This is a genomic window from Sulfitobacter sp. UBA1132 (assembly GCF_002311545.1).
Taxonomy (GTDB): Bacteria; Pseudomonadota; Alphaproteobacteria; order Rhodobacterales; family Rhodobacteraceae; genus Sulfitobacter; species Sulfitobacter pontiacus.
Genome location: NZ_DCAN01000021.1, coordinates 46,989 through 63,736, shown reverse-complemented (window position 1 = coordinate 63,736; position 16,748 = coordinate 46,989). Strand labels below are relative to the sequence as shown.

24 protein-coding genes are annotated in these 16,748 nt (G+C 60.1%); 9 read left to right on the top strand and 15 right to left on the bottom strand.

Annotation, left to right across the window (positions count from 1 at the left end):
- Positions 1–27 precede the first annotated feature (27 nt).
- Positions 28–1,281 carry a fumarylacetoacetase gene (gene fahA, locus B4F27_RS17150; protein WP_074637244.1) on the bottom strand — a complete coding sequence of 418 codons (1,254 nt, stop codon included), beginning with the start codon at positions 1,279–1,281 and terminating at the stop codon, positions 28–30.
- 99 nt (positions 1,282–1,380) lie between these two features.
- On the opposite strand from fahA, the gene B4F27_RS17145 reads away from it, so the two are divergent.
- Positions 1,381–1,827, top strand: a complete 447-nt coding sequence (locus tag B4F27_RS17145; RefSeq protein ID WP_037966814.1) for a MarR family winged helix-turn-helix transcriptional regulator — start codon at positions 1,381–1,383, stop codon at positions 1,825–1,827.
- A gap of 93 nt (positions 1,828–1,920) precedes the next feature.
- Here the strand turns inward: B4F27_RS17145 and B4F27_RS17140 are convergent, their stop codons facing one another.
- The 12 genes from B4F27_RS17140 to B4F27_RS17085 form a co-directional block, all read right to left on the bottom strand.
- Positions 1,921–2,730 carry a division plane positioning ATPase MipZ gene (locus B4F27_RS17140; RefSeq protein ID WP_005849997.1) on the bottom strand — a complete coding sequence of 270 codons (810 nt, stop codon included), beginning with the start codon at positions 2,728–2,730 and terminating at the stop codon, positions 1,921–1,923.
- Positions 2,731–2,885: 155 nt separating this feature from the next.
- Positions 2,886–3,203, bottom strand: a complete 318-nt coding sequence (locus B4F27_RS17135) for a hypothetical protein (protein WP_286760259.1) — start codon at positions 3,201–3,203, stop codon at positions 2,886–2,888.
- Positions 3,204–3,408: 205 nt separating this feature from the next.
- Positions 3,409–3,630: a 50S ribosomal protein L31 gene (gene rpmE, locus B4F27_RS17130; protein ID WP_005849993.1), complete on the bottom strand. Its 222-nt coding sequence runs from the start codon at positions 3,628–3,630 to the stop codon at positions 3,409–3,411.
- Between the two features lie 11 nt (positions 3,631–3,641).
- Entirely contained in the window at positions 3,642–4,025 is a 384-nt protein-coding gene (rplS, locus tag B4F27_RS17125; protein ID WP_005849991.1) for a 50S ribosomal protein L19, read from the bottom strand.
- Positions 4,026–4,260: 235 nt separating this feature from the next.
- On the bottom strand, positions 4,261–5,220 hold the full coding sequence (locus B4F27_RS17120; RefSeq protein ID WP_037941237.1) for a phosphoribosylaminoimidazolesuccinocarboxamide synthase: 960 nt from the start codon (positions 5,218–5,220) through the stop codon (positions 4,261–4,263).
- 19 nt (positions 5,221–5,239) lie between these two features.
- Complete coding sequence (gene trmD, locus B4F27_RS17115; protein ID WP_286760258.1) at positions 5,240–6,031, bottom strand: tRNA (guanosine(37)-N1)-methyltransferase TrmD; 792 nt, start codon at positions 6,029–6,031, stop codon at positions 5,240–5,242.
- Between the two features lie 39 nt (positions 6,032–6,070).
- Entirely contained in the window at positions 6,071–6,592 is a 522-nt protein-coding gene (gene rimM / locus B4F27_RS17110) for a ribosome maturation factor RimM (protein ID WP_005849988.1), read from the bottom strand.
- Entirely contained in the window at positions 6,589–6,738 is a 150-nt protein-coding gene (locus B4F27_RS17105) for a hypothetical protein (RefSeq protein ID WP_005849987.1), read from the bottom strand. Before B4F27_RS17105 ends, rimM begins: the two co-directional genes overlap by 4 nt.
- A 181-nt stretch (positions 6,739–6,919) precedes the next feature.
- Entirely contained in the window at positions 6,920–7,306 is a 387-nt protein-coding gene (gene rpsP, locus B4F27_RS17100) for a 30S ribosomal protein S16 (protein WP_005849986.1), read from the bottom strand.
- 46 nt (positions 7,307–7,352) lie between these two features.
- A complete protein-coding gene (locus tag B4F27_RS17095; RefSeq protein WP_005849985.1) occupies positions 7,353–7,649 on the bottom strand; it encodes a chorismate mutase in 297 nt (98 codons plus the stop codon).
- An 88-nt stretch (positions 7,650–7,737) separates the two neighbouring features.
- Positions 7,738–9,246: a signal recognition particle protein gene (gene ffh, locus B4F27_RS17090; protein WP_005849983.1), complete on the bottom strand. Its 1,509-nt coding sequence runs from the start codon at positions 9,244–9,246 to the stop codon at positions 7,738–7,740.
- A 202-nt stretch (positions 9,247–9,448) separates the two neighbouring features.
- Entirely contained in the window at positions 9,449–10,030 is a 582-nt protein-coding gene (locus B4F27_RS17085; RefSeq protein ID WP_005849982.1) for an FMN-dependent NADH-azoreductase, read from the bottom strand.
- A 123-nt stretch (positions 10,031–10,153) separates the two neighbouring features.
- Between B4F27_RS17085 and B4F27_RS17080 the strand changes: the two genes are divergently transcribed.
- The gene (locus tag B4F27_RS17080; RefSeq protein ID WP_005849981.1) at positions 10,154–11,029 is read left to right on the top strand and encodes a LysR family transcriptional regulator; all 876 of its coding nucleotides are present in this window, start codon (positions 10,154–10,156) and stop codon (positions 11,027–11,029) included.
- Positions 11,029–11,919, top strand: a complete 891-nt coding sequence (locus tag B4F27_RS17075) for a DMT family transporter (protein ID WP_286760257.1) — start codon at positions 11,029–11,031, stop codon at positions 11,917–11,919. Before B4F27_RS17080 ends, B4F27_RS17075 begins: the two co-directional genes overlap by 1 nt.
- Positions 11,920–12,125: 206 nt before the next feature.
- On the opposite strand, the gene B4F27_RS17070 is transcribed toward B4F27_RS17075, so the two are convergent.
- Positions 12,126–12,506 carry an ArsR/SmtB family transcription factor gene (locus B4F27_RS17070; RefSeq protein WP_074637233.1) on the bottom strand — a complete coding sequence of 127 codons (381 nt, stop codon included), beginning with the start codon at positions 12,504–12,506 and terminating at the stop codon, positions 12,126–12,128.
- A gap of 251 nt (positions 12,507–12,757) precedes the next feature.
- On the opposite strand from B4F27_RS17070, the gene B4F27_RS17065 reads away from it, so the two are divergent.
- The 5 genes from B4F27_RS17065 (at position 12,758) to B4F27_RS17045 (ending at position 15,347) form a co-directional block, all read left to right on the top strand.
- A complete protein-coding gene (locus tag B4F27_RS17065) occupies positions 12,758–13,087 on the top strand; it encodes an AtpZ/AtpI family protein (RefSeq protein WP_005849975.1) in 330 nt (109 codons plus the stop codon).
- A 1-nt stretch (position 13,088) separates the two neighbouring features.
- On the top strand, positions 13,089–13,847 hold the full coding sequence (locus B4F27_RS17060) for a F0F1 ATP synthase subunit A (RefSeq protein ID WP_237277710.1): 759 nt from the start codon (positions 13,089–13,091) through the stop codon (positions 13,845–13,847).
- A gap of 61 nt (positions 13,848–13,908) precedes the next feature.
- A complete protein-coding gene (locus tag B4F27_RS17055; RefSeq protein WP_005849971.1) occupies positions 13,909–14,145 on the top strand; it encodes a F0F1 ATP synthase subunit C in 237 nt (78 codons plus the stop codon).
- A gap of 86 nt (positions 14,146–14,231) precedes the next feature.
- The gene (locus tag B4F27_RS17050; protein WP_005849969.1) at positions 14,232–14,783 is read left to right on the top strand and encodes a F0F1 ATP synthase subunit B'; all 552 of its coding nucleotides are present in this window, start codon (positions 14,232–14,234) and stop codon (positions 14,781–14,783) included.
- Between the two features lie 3 nt (positions 14,784–14,786).
- Positions 14,787–15,347 carry a F0F1 ATP synthase subunit B gene (locus B4F27_RS17045; protein WP_286760256.1) on the top strand — a complete coding sequence of 187 codons (561 nt, stop codon included), beginning with the start codon at positions 14,787–14,789 and terminating at the stop codon, positions 15,345–15,347.
- A gap of 58 nt (positions 15,348–15,405) precedes the next feature.
- Here the strand turns inward: B4F27_RS17045 and B4F27_RS17040 are convergent, their stop codons facing one another.
- Positions 15,406–16,173 (bottom strand): FCD domain-containing protein, encoded by a 768-nt coding sequence (locus B4F27_RS17040; RefSeq protein ID WP_286760255.1) that lies wholly within the window; start codon positions 16,171–16,173, stop codon positions 15,406–15,408.
- 126 nt (positions 16,174–16,299) lie between these two features.
- On the opposite strand from B4F27_RS17040, the gene B4F27_RS17035 reads away from it, so the two are divergent.
- Positions 16,300–16,608, top strand: a complete 309-nt coding sequence (locus B4F27_RS17035) for a hypothetical protein (protein ID WP_286760254.1) — start codon at positions 16,300–16,302, stop codon at positions 16,606–16,608.
- The last annotated feature ends 140 nt before the right edge of the window (positions 16,609–16,748 follow it).

The following is a 16,748-nucleotide window of genomic DNA, read 5'->3' as shown; positions in this document are numbered from 1 at the left end:
GAGTTTATCTGGCAAAATGAAGCGCGGTTATGGCGTGGGTTTCGCGAGGAGGATCGTACCGGCGCAAGCCCCGAAGCCGATGCGATACCCGTCGCCTGCGGCGTGGCCGGTCAGGATCATCGTATCCCCGTCCTGCACAAAGCTGCGGGTGGTGCCATCGTTCAGCGCGATCGGTTCCGCGCCGCCCCAGCTGAGTTCGAGCAGGCTGCCGCGGGCATCTTTGTCGGGGCCGGATATGGTGCCGGAGCCGAGCAGATCGCCCGCGTTCATCGCGCAGCCCGACGCCGCGTGATGCGCCAGTTGTTGCGGGGCGGAATAATACATCGTGTTGTAATTGGTACGCGCGATGACCTGTTGTTCGCCGCCATCGGGCTGAATGATCACAGATAGGTCAATGTCGTAGAGCATCGGTTTCGGCTCTGCCAGATAGGGCAGCAGATCAACCTCGCGCTCGGGCGTGGAGGCGCGGAAGGGTTCAAGCGCCGCTTTCGTCACGATCCACGGAGAGATGCTGGTGGCGAAGGCCTTGGCCTGAAACGGCCCGAGCGGTTGATACTCCCACGCTTGAATGTCGCGCGCGGACCAATCGTTCAGCAGCACATAGCCAAAGATCATCTCGTCCGCTTCGGCCACGCTGGGGGTGTCGCCCATATCGGTGGAGGTGCCGACGATAGCCCCCATCTCGAGCTCGATATCAAGGCGCTGGCTGGGGCCGAAATGCGGGGTCTCGGCTTCCGCCGGTTTGATTTGCCCGTTGGGCCGCCGGATGTCGGTACCAGAGACGACAACGGTCGAGGCGCGACCGTTGTATCCGATGGGCATATGCAGCCAGTTCGGGGGCAGCGCGTTTTCCGCGCCCCGAAACATGGTGCCGACGTTGGTGGCATGGTGCCGGCCCGCGTAGAAATCGGTGTATTCCGAGACGACAATCGGCATGTGCAGGCGGATGTCAGCAATGGGGACAAGATGCGGGGCGACCTTGGCCTGGTCGGGGCTGCCGGTTGCCAGCAGGTCGGTCAGGCGGTCGCGCAGGGTGGCCCATGCGTCGGGGCCCAGATCCATGACGTCATTCCAATAGGGCACATCGAAGACAGGATCGAAGTGGAGCAGGATCAGGTCTTCGGCCTCTACCGCGGCCATGTCGAGCACCATATCCCCGATCGCCACGCCACAGCGCGGTTCGAGCGTGTCGGTGGAAAACACACCGTACGGCAGGTTGTTGAGCGGGAAGTCGGTGTCGGCGCTGTTCGCGCTTTCAACCCAAGAGGTCAGCAATGTCATCGGTGTTCCTTGCGTGTCGCTGCGGGTGCGGGAAAGCTACCTTGCAAAATCTGCTTCGTTGGTAATAGTCCTTTGTGTAACTAACAAGCGATTGCCCTGATGCCAGACCAGAATTTCGAGCTGACCCATTTCCTGCCCTACCTTCTAAATCAGGCAGCGGAAGCGAGCAGTCTGGCGTTTCAGCGCACCTATAAAGATCGCTACGGTATGCTGCGGACCGAGTGGCGGGTGCTGTTTCATCTGGGGCTTTATGGCGAGATGACGGCCAGCGATATCGGGCAGCGGGCGAATATGCATAAAACCAAGATCAGCCGTGCGGTGCAAAAGCTGACAGAGCGACGGTTCGTCACGCGGCTGCGCGGGGATCAGGACCGGCGGACCGAGATGCTGTCGCTGACGACACAGGGGCGCGCGGCCTATGAGCATCTTTACGAGGTGGCAAAGGCCTATGACGCGCGTCTGACGGCGGATTTAACGGCGGCGGAGCGGGAGACGCTGAAGCGGTTGCTGGTCAAACTGGCGGCGGGACAGGGCAGCGTGGGCTGACAGCGGGCTGTCGGGAGGGCGGAGGGCGACGGGGAGGGCGACGGGGAGGGCGACGGGGAGGGCGACCGGGGGCACATGCCCCCGCGCGCAGGTTCAAAAGTTGATGTCGACGCCGGGTAGGTCCAGCGCTTTCATCAGGTCGCGCAGCTCTTGCCGTGCCGCGACATTCGAAATGTTCAGCTGCTTGACGCCGATATCCTTGAGGTCGAGCAGGGTCAGGCCACGGGGGAAAAGCTCGCGGAAGATGACGCGTTCGTTAAAACCGGGGGCAATGCGGAACCCGATGCGTTTGCTCAGGTTGGCGATGGCGCGTTCCATCTTGTCCTTGTTCACCATGCGCTGCGCGCCCATGCGGTTGCGCACAACGATCCAGTCGATCGGGGCAAGGCCCGCCTGAGCCCGCAACTGCCGCGCGTTCCAGACCATTTCGGAATAGACAGAGGGGCCGGTGATCTTGTCGCCCATAGCATCGGTGCGCGCCAGCAGATCGAAATCGATAAAGCTGTCGTTCAGCGGCGTGATTAGCGTGTCGGCGAGCGAATGTGCCACCTGGCTGAGACGGGTGTGGGACCCCGGGCAGTCGATCAGGATGAAATCGGACGTCGGTTCAAGCTCTGCCACGGCGGCGCTGAGGCGATGGTCATAGATGTTTTCGCCGGGCTGCAGGCTGCTTGCCTCGATCTCTGGCAATTCGTGCATCTCGGGCGAGGGGAGGTCAAGCTCGGCACTGGCGAGGAAGGATTTACGGTTGTCGACATAGCGCCCGAAGGTGCGCTGGCGCAGGTCCAGATCCAGCACGCTGGTCTTATGCCCCATCCGTGCAAGGGCTGTTGCCACATGCATCGAAACGGTGGATTTCCCCGCCCCGCCTTTTTCATTCCCGACGACGATGATATGCGCCATTGCCTTTTGTCCCTTTCACTCCCCGTTTTTATCGGGGTCACATTGGGAAAAACCATATGGCAGCGATGGCGCTTTTGAAAGCGTTTGTGGCTCTAGATTGTGGTTATTGTTGCGAAATTCACCCGCAGGAACGCGCCGTGCAAGCGCAGTGCCTGCTAGCCCGATCGGCGCAGCGGCGGGGTGTGCGCGCCCATGCCGCCGGTGTCGATGGCGACGGCGGTATCCTGGGTTACATCCAGATGGGCGCGGCAATCGGCGGCGATCTGGGTCAGCGCATCATGGGGCCCGTGCAGACGTTCCAGCGCGCCAGCAAGCACCAGCGCCTGCGCATAGCTGCCACGGGCGACCAGATCGCGGGCCGCGGTCAAATCCTCGGCCGGGAGGGGGGCGGGATCAGCCTGCGCGCGCGGGGCCTTGCCGCTGTTGGCACCGCGAGGCGGTCGGGGTGGGGTAGAGAGCGGGAAAGCGGGCATCAGCGAACCTTTCGTGGAGGGCTGAGAAGACTATGGGCCCTAGTTGCTTTCCAAAACCTAAACAGCCGCCGCTTTGTTCCGTAAAATGTGACCTGACCCTTGGGCAAGGACGCGATGTCGCACCTCGGGCTAAGTCACAGTCGTGAAACGAAAAATGGCGCGCCCGCGAGGACACGCCATTTCTGAGTTCCGCAATGGAAAGGGTTTAGAAGCCCAGACCTGCGTATTTGTTTTTGAACTTGGACACGCGGCCGCCGGTATCCATCAGGCGGGATGTGCCGCCGTTCCATGCAGGGTGCACGGAGGGGTCAATATCCAGCGCCAGTTGGTCGCCTTCTTTGCCGTAGGTCGATTTCATTTCCACAACGGTGCCATCTGTCATCTTGACGTTGATGGTGTGGTAATCGGGGTGTGTATCGGCTTTCATGACAGCTCTCCTTACGCGTTCGCGCCAGATTTTGGCTTGTAGTGTACGTTTTCAACGATACGTGCCGACTTACCACGACGCGAGCGCAGGTAGTACAGTTTCGCACGACGCACACGGCCACGACGGACAACGGTGATGCTTTCGATGTTGGTGGAGTGCAGCGGGAATACGCGCTCTACGCCTTCACCAAAGGAAATCTTGCGCACGGTGAACGAACCGGCAATGCCGTGGCCGTTGTTGCGTGCAATGCAGACGCCTTCGTAGTTCTGAACGCGGGTACGTGTACCTTCGGTCACTTTAAAGCCCACGCGGATGGTGTCGCCGGCGCGGAAGTCTGGGATTTCTTTCCCCAGTTCGGCGATTTGTTCCGCCTCGATCTGTGCAATCAGGTTCATCTGATCGTCTCCTATGAATGCTCGCGGTTAGTCCACGAAGTTTTGTGCGATCCAATAGCTTCGGTCTGTCTGGCGGGCCCGCCGTGGCGTCCCATCGAAGGTAGGGTCATCTTTGCTTGTCATCTGCGGATGCAGAAAAGACTGGAGCCGCACATGCGCGATTCCAGACTTGCGCGTCGTATAGGCGGGATGCCCCTTCAGATCAAGAGCGTATCACCCGTACGCGCGCATGTTTTCAGCCGGTGAAATAGGGGCGCAGATTGTGCCGCACGCGGTCCAGCACGGTGTCGCCCTCCAGATCGGGGACGAAACGTTGGCCGGTAATCGCCTCGAACGCGTCGATATAGACTTGTGAGGTGGCGGCGATCAGGTCGGCGGGGATTTCGGGGATGTCATCGTGATAGGGGTCGCAGCGGGCATCGACCCAGGACCGGATCACATCCTTGTCGAAGGACGGCGGGCGTGTGCCGTTTTCCAACGCGGCGTCATAGCCTTCGGCGAGCCAGAACCGCGAGCTGTCGGGGGTGTGGATTTCATCGGCCAGCAGGATATTGCCCTGCGCATCGGTGCCGAATTCATATTTTGTGTCCACGAGGATCAGCCCGTTTTTCGCCGCCATTTCCTGACCGCGGGCAAAGAGTTTCAGGGCGATGTCGCTGATCTGGTCCCATTGCGCCTGGGTCAACAGCCCTTGGGTTACGATCTCTTGGGCGGTCAGCGGAGCATCGTGTCCGCCGTCGAATTCCTTGGAGGTGGGGGTGATGATCGGCGCGGGCAGCGCCTGATTGTCGCGTAGGCCATCGGGGAAGCGGTGGCCGTACATCTCCCGTTCACCTTTCTTGTATAGCGTCAGCACCGATGTCCCTGTGGAGCCGGCGAGATAGCCGCGCACGACGATCTCTACGGGCAGGATGGTCAGATGCTTGCCGATCACCACATTGGGGTCGGGGTAGTCGAGCACGTGGTTGGGGCAGATGTCGGAGGTGTTGTCGAACCAGAACCGCGCGGTCTGGGTCAACACCTGACCCTTGAACGGGATGGAGGTGAGGATACGGTCAAAAGCTGAAATACGGTCAGAGGAAATCAGGATGCGCCGGTCGTCGGGCAGGTCGTAGCAGTCACGCACCTTGCCGAAATAGGGGTTCGGCAGCTCATCAATGCGGGCGTGATCAAGGGTGCGGGTCAGGTCTGTCATGGTCTGCCTTCCGTGGGGGTCACTTCTTGGACGTATATGTCGCCCACATGTCGGGGCGTCGTTTTTCTGTCAGGGTTTCTGACTGGGCCTGCCGCCATTTGGCAATTTCGCCATGGTTGCCGGACATGAGAACCGGCGGAATGGGGCGGTCTTTCCATTCGGCGGGGCGGGTGTATTGCGGGTGTTCCAGCAGGCCAGAGGAATGGCTTTCCTCGACCACGCTGTCGGCGTTGCCCAAGACACCGGGCAAGAGCCGCACGGTGGCGTCGATCATGGCTTGCGCGGCCAACTCTCCGCCGGTCATGACAAAATCGCCGAGGGAGACTTCGGTGATGCCGTAATGGTCGATCACACGCTCGTCGACACCCTCGAAACGGCCACAAAGGATGGTCACGCCGGAACAGGTCGCCAGATCCTGCGCCATCGCCTGATCAAACCGCCGCCCGCGTGGAGACATATAAAGGATCGGCCAGCGTCCGGCGGCACCGGCCATCGCATCCTCGATTGCGGGGCCGACGACATCGGCGCGCATGACCATACCTGCGCCGCCGCCCGCGGGGGTGTCGTCAACATTGCGGTGTTTGCCTACGCCGTAGCCGCGCAGATCATGGGTGCGCAGCTGCCATGTGCCTTCTTGCAGGGCGCGGCCCGTCAGGCTGGCCCCCAGCACGCCGGGGAATAGTTCGGGGAAGAGGGTCACGATCTCGGCCCGCCAGACGCCGGCGTAATCGGGTGTGTCCTGCATCAGCTCGCGCGGCTTGAACGTCGGACGGACAGATTGCCGCCCGTGGGAGCGTGAAGGGGTGCTCATGTGATCGCGGCCTGTGTCATGCGGGCCTTTCGTACGGGCTTAGACGTCTTTTGCATCGGGCAGAATGCCCTCGGGCGGGTCGGCGATGATGCGGCCCGTGGCCAGATCGACCGTGGGCACCGCCGCCTTCGTAAAGGGCAGGAACACGGTCTGCGCGCTGCCCGCAAGCTGCGTTTCCAGCAGATCGTCAGCGCCGTGGTTCTGCACGGTCTTGACCTTGCCGATCAGCGTGCCGCCGGTGTCATAGACCTCTAGCCCGATCAGGTCGGTGTGGTAGAATTCATCGTCGGGCAGCGACGGCAGCTGGTCGCGCTGCGCAAACAGCACGGTGCCGCGCAAGGCGTCGGCCTCCTCTTTAGAGGTAACATCCGTGATGCGCGCGACAAAGCCGTTTTTGACCGGACGCACCAGCGCGAGGTTGAAGCTGCGCGTGCCATCCTCGCTCGAGAGCGGGCTGTAGCTTTCGATATCTTCGGGCACCGCGCAGTAGCTTTTGATCCGCAGTTCCCCACGGACACCATATGCGCCAGAGATCGCGCCCACCGAAATTTTATCGCTCACTGCAAAAGCTCCGAGTTTAAGCAAATTGTACCGGTCCACTGACCCTCGCCCGCGCGGCACTCCGATTTCATCAGGGTGCGTTCGAACCAGATGCCGATGGCGACACCGATACCGAGGATGAGAAGAAGGCGCAAAAGACGAAACATTGTCAGCTTCCAATCTGGTCCAGGGGCGGGGCGCAGGGGACCGATGAGAGCGGGCCGCTGCGGCGGGACGTGTCATTTCGTGTACCACGTACATCGGACAGGCTGCACGCGCAAAGATGCGGGCTGTCGGATATACCTGAAATCCCCGGCGCGGCAGGAACCGCGCCGGGGGATGTGCCGATTATTCTTCGGCGGCGTCTTCTGCAGGTGCAGCAGCGGCTTCGGCAGCAGCGGCGGCCTTGGCTGCTTTCTCTTCAACGCGCTCTTGCGCTTTCTTGCCGGGGGTACCCTTCTTGGGGTTGTTCCGCTCGGTTTTCTCTTTCACGCCAGCGGCTTCCAGCATGCGTGCAACACGGTCGGTTGGCTGCGCGCCCTGGCTGATCCAGTATTGAACGCGCTCGACGTCCATTTTCACGCGCTCTTCGCTGTCTTTTGCCAGCAGCGGGTTGTAGGTGCCCAGCTTCTCGATGAAGCGGCCGTCACGTGGCATGCGGCTGTCCGCTGCAACGATGCGGTAGAAGGGGCGCTTTTTGGAACCGCCACGGGCGAGACGAATTTTCATGGACATAGGTAGTTTCCTTTAGTTGAGACTGGGGTCAGGGACGCGCCCGGACCTATGATTGGTGTTGTTTGTGGTGCTGAATGACTTCAGCGATGATGAAGTTCAGAAACTTCTTGGCGAATTCGGGATCGAGGTCAGCCTCTTTCGCCAAATCTTCGAGCCGCTTGATCTGGTTCGCTTCGCGGTCCGGATCAGAGGGGGGAAGGTCGTGTTCGGCTTTGAGTTTCCCCACAGCCTGCGTGTGTTTGAACCGCTCGCCCAGAGTATAGACCAGGATCGCGTCCAGACGGTCGATGGAGGCGCGGTGTTCTTTCAGAACCTCGGCGGCGCGGGTGACGGGGTCGGTCATGCGGCGGCTCCTTTCACGGCGAAGGGGAGGGCGCGTTGCACGGGCAGGCGCCTCCGGCGGGAGTTTATTTGGCAAAATGAAGCGCGGATCATTTCTTTTTCCCGAAACCGGAGAGGCCGCCGGGCAGGCCGGCACCGCCGCCTATTCCGCCCAGACCACCAGGCAGTTTGCCGCCCATCTGTTTGGCCGCGGCTTCCAGCGCTTTGGGGTCCATCTGGGACGGGTCCATGCCACCGGGCATGCCGCCTTTGCCCATCATGCCCTTCATCGCTTGTTTGAGCATGCCGCCCTTGCCCATTTTGCCCATCTTTTTCATCATGTCGCCCATCTGGCGGTGCATCTTCATGAGCTTGTTGAGTTCGGACACTTCCATGCCTGCGCCTTTGGCGATGCGCTTTTTGCGGCTGGCTTGAAGCAGCGCGGGGTTGGCGCGCTCTTTCTTGGTCATGGATTGGATCAGGGCGATCTGGCGTTTGAGGATCTTGTCGTCAAAGCCCGCGTCTTCGACCTGTTTCGCCATTTTGCCCATGCCGGGCATCATACCCATCATGCCTTGCATGCCGCCCATCTTGAGCATCTGTTCAAGCTGCATTTTCAGGTCGTTCATGTTGAACTGACCTTTGGCCATGCGCTTCATCATCTTTTCGGCTTGTTCAGCCTCGATGGTTTCTTGCGCTTTCTCGACCAGGGCGACGATGTCGCCCATGCCAAGGATACGGCCCGCGATGCGTTCGGGTTCGAAGGTTTCCAGCGCGTCCATCTTTTCGCCCAGGCCGACGAATTTGATGGGTTTGCCGGTGACGGCGCGCATCGACAGCGCAGCACCGCCGCGGCCGTCGCCGTCCATACGGGTCAGCACGACGCCGGAGATGCCAATGCGGTCGTTGAAATTTTCCGCGGTTTGCACGGCGTCCTGGCCGGTGAGACCATCGACGACCAGCAGGGTTTCACGGGGGTTGGCGACATCGCGCACCGCTTCGACCTGGCGCATCAGCTCTTCGTCGATCGACAGGCGGCCCGCGGTGTCGAGCATATAGACGTCGTAGCCGCCCATCGATGCCTGCGTCTTTGCGCGTTTGGCAATCTGGACGGGGTTTTCGCCTTTGACGATGGGCAGGGTATCGACGCCGATCTGCACGCCGAGGATCGCCAGCTGTTCCATCGCCGCAGGGCGGTTCACGTCGAGCGAGGCCATCAGCACGCGCTTGCCGTCGCGGTCTTTCAGACGTTTGGCGAGCTTGGCCGTGGTCGTGGTTTTACCGGAGCCTTGCAGACCGACCATCAGGATCGGGGCGGGGGGGCTGTCAATTTTCAGCGCGCCGGGTTCGCCTTCGCCTTTCAGCGTGTCGATCAGCGCGTCGTGGACGATCTTGACGACCTGCTGGCCCGGGGTGATCGATTTGGTGACGGCCTGACCGGTGGCCTTGTCCTGCACCGCTTTGACGAAATCACGCGCGACGGGCAGGGATACGTCGGCCTCGAGGAGGGCGACGCGGACTTCGCGCAGGGCGGTTTTCACATCCTCTTCCGAGAGGGCACCCTGTTTGGTGAGACGGTCAAAGACGCCGGAGAGGCGTTCGGAAAGATTCTCAAACATGGGCCATGGCCCCCTTCGATCGGTTGCGGTGCCCCTCAGATAGGATGCCCGCGTTGAATACGCAAATGCCCCCACGGGCGTAACACGCTGGTGGGGGGCGATCTCTGGCCGCGCCAGAGACCGGAAGACATGGTGCTTCCGGAGATTGCGGATCGTTTAGGCGAGCGGCGGGTCTGAGTCAACCCGCCGCGCCGCCCGAGGATTATGCTGCCTTGAGCGCATCCACAGCTTCGTTCGCGCGGGCGATGGTGCCTTCGGCATCTGTTGCCAGCGCGTCGGCGGCCACGATGGTCACGTCGGTCATGCCCATGAAGCCCAGAACGGCCTTGAGGTAGCCGGTGTTGAAGTCCGCCTCGGACCCGGCGGGCACGCCACCGGAGGCCATCGCCACGATCACGCGCTTGCCTTTGACCAGACCTTCGGGGCCGTTTTCGGTATAGCGAAAGGTAACGCCGACACGGGCGACCAGATCGATCCACGCCTTCAGCGACGCGGGCACGCTGAAGTTATAGATGGGCGCGCCGATGACGATGGTGTCGGCGGCCAGAAGCTCTGCGACGAGCTTGTCGGATTCAACCAGCGCTTCGCTTTGCTCGGGCGTGCGGTCTGTCTCGGGGGTGGCGCGGGCGATGGCCCATGTTTCGGTGATCTGGGGCAGGGGTTCGAGAGCCAGATCGCGGACGGTTACATCATTGTCGCCCAGTTGTGCGATGATCCGGTCGGTGAGGCCGCGGGTCACAGAGCTGGTGGTGTTTGCAGAGGAATCGATACGCAAGATAGACATGGGAGGATATCCTTTCGTGTTAACTTTCTTCCCTTTACATGACCCTTGCTCGTGCGAACGCAACTGGCGAAACTGCGGGTGATGTGTTCAATAATGCACAGTCGGGCAGACGAGGGGCCGAGAATGGACAATTGGGAAGAAATCAAGACGGCCTATCAGGTGGCGCGCATGGGCACCGTCAGTGGCGCGGCCGAGGTTCTGGGTGTCCATCATGCGACGGTGATCCGCCATGTAGATGCGCTGGAACGACGTTTGTCGGTAAAGCTATTCCAACGGCACGCGCGCGGCTACAAGACGACGGAGGCGGGCGAGGATCTGCTGCGTGTGGCCTCTGCCACGGATGACCAGTTCAGCCAGCTTGCCAGTCGCATCAAGGGGCGCGGCGAAGCGGTGTCGGGCGAGCTGGTCGTGACCTCTCTGATGGAGCTTTCAAGCTGGATGACGCCGTTGTTGGTCGCGTTCCAGAGGGAAAACCCGGATGTGACCCTGCGCTTTCTGACCGGGGAGCGATTGTTCCGGCTGGAGTATGGTGAGGCGCATATCGCGATCCGCGCGGGGCAGGTGCCCGAGCAGCCGGACAACGTCGTGCAGCCGTTCTATCAGTTCCAGATGGGGCTGTTCGCGCATAAGGACTATATCGCGGCCTTCGGGATGCCGTCGGGGGTCGAGGAGTATGGCAACCATCGGTTTGTCGGCCATGACGACGCGCAGATGCGTGCGCCCTTCTTCAAATGGATGCGCGAGGTGGTGCCCGCCCATGCGATCTCCTTCCGCGGTCTCCATGCAGACGCGCTCCGCGTTGCGGTGCTGGAGGCGGCGGGGATCGGGTTTGTCGATCTGATCGAGGGGCGCGCCAACCCCGATCTGGTCGAGGTGCACCCGCATCTGCCGGAATGGGATTCGATGCTGTGGCTGGTCACCCATGTTGATCTGCACCGCACGCCCAAGGTGCAGGCCTTGCTGTCGTACCTGAAAAAAGCCGTCAAGACGGGGCTGTGATGCGATCTGATCTGCAGGGGCATCTGGCGATGCTGGCATTTTCGGCGCTGGTGGCGGGGTCGTTTTCGCTTGGGTCGCTGTCGGCCAATCTGATCTCGCCCACGGCGTTGAATGCGGCGCGGTTCGTGATCGCGGGCATGGTGATTGCCGTGGCGGTCGCTGCGACGACAGGTGTGCCGAAAGGGGCCACGCGCGCGCCTTGGCGCTATTTGGTGCTTGGGGGGCTTTTCGCTGTCTATTTCGTGCTGATGTTCGAGGGGTTGAAGACCGCGCGCCCCGTCAGTGCGGCGGCGGTGTTTACGCTGACGCCCGTGATTGCTGCGGGGTTTGGGTGGCTCTTGTTGCGGCAGGTGACCACAGGGCGGATGGCGCTGGCGCTGGCCATCGGTGCGGTCGGCGCGCTTTGGGTGATTTTTCGCGCTGATCTGGCCGCGCTGCGGCGGTTCGAGCTCGGGTATGGCGAAGCGGTGTATTTCGTCGGCTGCGTAAGCCATGCGCTTTATACGCCGATGGTGCGCAAGCTGAACCGCGGAGAGCCGGCGGTGGTGTTCACCTTGGGCACGCTGATCGCCGGTGGTCTGTTGCTGTTCATCTATGGCTGGCGCGATGTGCTGGGGACGGACTGGACCGCGCTGCCCGCGATTGTCTGGATCACCATCCTCTACGTCGCGATCGCTGCGTCTGCCGCGACTTTTGTGTTGCTGCAATTCGCGTCTCTGCGGCTGCCGTCGGCCAAGGTAATGGCCTATACCTATCTGACGCCCAGCTGGGTTATTCTGTGGGAAGTCGCATTGGGCAATGGCGCACCCGGCCCGCTTGTTTTCGGGGGCGTCGGGCTGACGATTGTGGCGCTGTATCTGCTGTTGCGGGACGATACCAAAGCGGTTTGATCAAAAGGGCGGGAACCGATCCGACATATCCAGCGTTAAGATCACATAAAGTTTATAAAGGGACTATTCTAATGCGTAGCATTATTTATCTGATCGGTTTGATTGTTGTTGTTCTGGCGATCCTGCGCTTTGCGTTCGGCGTCATTTAATAACATCAAGTTTGGCCCTTCTGTGTAAAACCTCGTCGCAGGAGGGCCAATATTTATCTACTCTTCCAGCGTCCCCGGATCATTCTGCGCCGCATCCCCTGACGTTTCGCGTATTTCGGCGGCCAGAAACCTTTCAAAGTCATCAAGGTTGATCGGGTCATATTGACCGAAGCCCTGCATCCACACGGACGGGGCCTTTAGGGCTGCCGGCTCAAGCTTGCACCATTTGAGCCGCCCGCGTTTTTCCTGCACGATCAGACCTGCACGTTCCAGCACCGACAGATGTTTCGATATCGCAGCGAGCGAAATGCCGAAGGGGTCGGCGACGTCTGTGACGGCCATATCATCCTCAAGAAGCATCGCCAGAATGGCGCGCCGCGTGGGATCGGCGAGCGCGGCAAAAATCGCGTCGAGCTGTGTGGCGGGCGGTTGGGGCACGGCTGTCTGGATGTCCTTGATGCGCGGGTAGGGGCGGTTCTTATGAGGTAGCGGAAACCACGCTTAACCAAAAGGTTGAATATGATTGCCGCGCGAATTTGCAAGGGGTGGGGGCAGTTTGCACCTGAATATGAAGCGCGGCTCAGCGTAAAACCTTTTTATTACAATGCTTTGGGGTGTCGGCTAACAGAGTTGACTCTGAAGCGGTGTGAAAGTAGCTACTGCGCAACACATCCAACAGGGATTTTGGCGTGACCGATCCGGACCAACAGCAGCGGCTAAAGCAGCTTGAGGCAAAGATCGAAGCAGCCAAACGGGCGCAGGCTCCAAAACCCCGGGCGGATGAGCATTATTCCCAGGCATCGCTGGCCTGGCGGATGGTGATCGAACTTTGCGCCGGTCTGGGGATCGGTTTTGGCATCGGATACTCGTTGGATTGGTTCTTAGGAACGCTCCCGATTTTCATGGTGCTGTTTGTAATGCTGGGCCTTGCGGCAGGGGTGAAGACGATGCTCCGCTCCGCGCAGGAAATCCAGGAAAAGAAGATGGCCGATGTGGCCGATGAAGAAAAAGGGCCCTGACATGGCGGCAGAAGCACACGGCGAAGAAACAGGCGGTTTGGCTTTTCACCCGATGGATCAGTTCATCGTCAAGCCATTCTTTGGCGACGGCGCTGTATCCTGGTACACGATCACCAACGCAACAGTCTGGATGGCCGTTGCCGTTCTGGCGATCTTTGCGCTGCTGGTTCTGGGCACCTCCAAACGGTCGGTTATCCCGTCGCGCATGCAGTCGGTCGCTGAACTGGCCTATGGCTTCATCTACAAGATGGTCGAGGATATCTGCGGTAAAGAAGGGGTGAAATACTTCCCCTACATCATGACCCTGTTCATGTTTATCGTCTTCTCGAACTTCCTGGGCCTGCTGCCGATGGCGTTTACCCCGACATCGCATATCTCGGTCACCGCCGTGATGGCCTTTGCCGTGTTCTTCGGTGTGACCATTCTGGGTTTCGTCAAGAACGGCGCATCGTTCCTGAGCCTGTTCTGGGTCAGCAGCGCGCCCCTGGCACTGCGTCCGGTTCTGGCCTTGATCGAGCTGATCTCGTACTTTGTACGTCCGGTCAGCCACTCTATCCGTCTTGCGGGTAACATGATGGCGGGTCACGCCGTGATCAAGGTTTTCGCGGGCTTCGCGGCACTTGCTGCCATCGCCCCCTTCTCGGTTCTTGCGATCACGGCGATGTATGGTCTCGAGGTGTTGGTTTCCTTCATCCAGGCATATGTTTTCGCGATCCTCACATGCGTTTATCTGAAAGACGCATTGCACCCACACCACTAACACCAAGGCGGGATATTCCCGCCTGACCAATCACCAAAATTCCATTGTAAGGAGAAATGACATGGAAGGCGAACTCGCACAAATGGGCCAATTCATTGGCGCAGGTCTGACAGCATTCGGCATGGGTGGCGCAGCCATCGGTGTGGGCAACGTTGCAGGCAACTACCTGGCTGGCGCACTGCGCAACCCATCTGCTGCTGCTGGTCAAACAGCAACTCTGTTCATCGGCATCGCCTTTGCAGAAGCCCTGGGGATCTTCTCGTTCCTCGTCGCTCTGCTGCTGATGTTCGCTGTCTAAGCTTAAGACACCTACGTCCTTACGCTTCGGGCAGTGCGCTATGGCGCGCTGCCCGAAAGACTTCCACGCTTTGACAGGAGCCCGCTATGGCGACGGAACCGATTACTAGGGAAATCGCTGGCACATGTGTCAACGAATTTGGCAGCGCCATTGGTATGCCACAGCTTTGCATTGATTGGTTCGGCAACCAGATTTTCTGGCTTATCGTCGCTCTGGTCGCAATTTACTTTATTCTGTCGCGCGTTGCCCTGCCACGCATCGGCGCTGTTCTGGCGGAACGCCAGGGCACCATCACCAATGACATTGCCGCCGCCGAAGACCTGAAGGTCAAAGCGACGGAAGCAGAGGCCGCTTACGACAAAGCCTTGATCGACGCCCGTGCAGAAGCACAGCAGATCATCGCCGCCGCGAAAGCCGACATTCAGGCCGATCTGGACAAAGCGATTGCCAAGGCAGACGCTGAGATCGCCGCCAAATCCGCCGAGTCCGAAAAAGCGATCAGCGAAATCCGCGCCTCCGCGATGGAGAACGTTGAAGCTGTTGCCAAAGACACAGCCGAGGCAATCGTCGCCGCCGTCGGTGGCTCTGCTGACGCGAAAACAATTTCCGCGGCCGTCGATGCCCGGATGAAAGGATAAGCCATGCGTTTGACCTTCTCAGCCCTCATCGCCGGCCTGGTCGCCTCCCCTGCTTTTGCAGCTGGTGACGTGTTCTTTTCGCTGCGCAATACGGACTTTATCGTCCTGCTGGCTTTCCTGCTTTTCGTAGGTGTTTTGATCTATTTCAAAGTGCCAAAGATTATGGGCAGCATGCTCGACGGCCGCGCCGAAGGCATCAAGTCCGAACTGGACGAAGCCCGTGCGCTGCGTGAAGAAGCGCAGACGCTTCTTGCCAGCTACGAACGCAAGCAGCAGGAAGTGAAAGAGCAAGCGGACCGTATCGTGACATCGGCCAAGGCCGAAGCGAACGAAGCCGCGGATCAGGCACGTGCCGACTTGGAGAAATCCATCGCGCGCCGTATGGCCGCCGCCGAAGAGCAGATTGACTCCGCTCAGGCTGCTGCCGTTAAAGAAGTCCGCGATCAAGCTGTTATCGTGGCCATTGCCGCTGCCAAGGATGTTATCGCCAAGAAGATGACAGCCGCGGAAGGCAATGCATTGATCGACAGTGCAATTGCGGAAGTCGACGCAAAGCTTCACTAAGTTTTAACGAACTGACTTTGAAAGGCCTCGGTATTGACCGGGGCCTTTTTACGTTGGGCTAGGTGTTCGTCTCGTGTTGAAGACGTTGTCGCGCGACATCTTCGTTCCGCTCGGCCTTTTGATGATCGCGCAGCGCATTTTCAACATAGGTCAGATGCGCCTCTACTGCGGCTTGTGCTGCGGCGGGATCACGTGCCTGTAATGCGTCGTTGATTGCGCGATGTTGATCCAGCAGGGCGGTGCGCGTTGTGCGCTGCTTGAACATGACTTCGCGATTGTAGAACACGCCGCCACGCAGCAGATCATACATCGACCGCATCATATGCAGCATAACGACGTTATGGCTCGCCTCTGTGATCGCCATGTGAAACTGCGCGTCCAGTTGCGCTTCGTCATCCGCGTTACGCTTCTGATGTGCGGCTTCCATCTTGTCGAAAACCGCCTGAATGACCCCAAGGTCGGTATCAGAGCCAAGCCGCGCAGCCCGCTCGGCTGCAAGCCCTTCCATATCGCGGCGGAACGAAAGATAGTCGAACACGGCTTCGTCGTGGCGTGCAAAAAGCTCTGTCAGGGCAGGGGAGAACGCGCTGCCAAGCACATCGGCGACATAGACCCCCGCGCCAGGCTTTGCGGTCAGCAATCCGCTGGCCTGAAGCTGGGCAATAGCATCCCGAAGCGAGGGGCGCGAAACGGCGAGACGATCCGCCAGCTCCCGTTCGGCGGGTAGCCGTTCGCCGGGCCGCAGAATTCCACGCAGGATTAACTGTTCCACCTGCCTTACGACAGCGGCTGACAGTTTTTCGGAGGCGATAGGATGAAAGGGCATCGGCGTTTCCTTGGATTGGTCAAATTATATGACCGGAGGGGCGGGGCGGCAACGCGATTGTTTTTCTGCAAAAGGTTAGTCCGCATTAACACTTGCTTAGTGTGCAGCGCGTTAGATGGGCTCATGATGATAGATACGCGATTCCTTACCGTTTTGCTGTGCGCCTTCGTGATGGTGTTTGTCACGGGCTGCAACATGCCGAGCGCGAATTTCAGCGGCCTGCCTGCCACTGCAGTAACGGTGGATGGTTCCGACTTTGACGTGCGCGTTAACGGCAATCAGGCTGAAGCGATACGCACCAATATGGAATACGCCCCCCGCTTCGGCCCAATCCGCGACCGCGCGGCGCGGGCGATGGCGCAGGTCAGCGGGTGCGAGGTCACGCATGTCGTGGGGGATCAAGCGCTTGCCGTCGGGAAGCTGGACTGCGGGTGAGGGGTAGAACCGTCAAACAACCATAGCGAAAGGGGAACGCGATAACAGGCATAGAATAACAATATCTTGTGGATAAGGCGGCTACTTCCCGCTCTACCTAGCGGGGTCGCGTTGACTCTAAACCCGATGATCCGCAATTC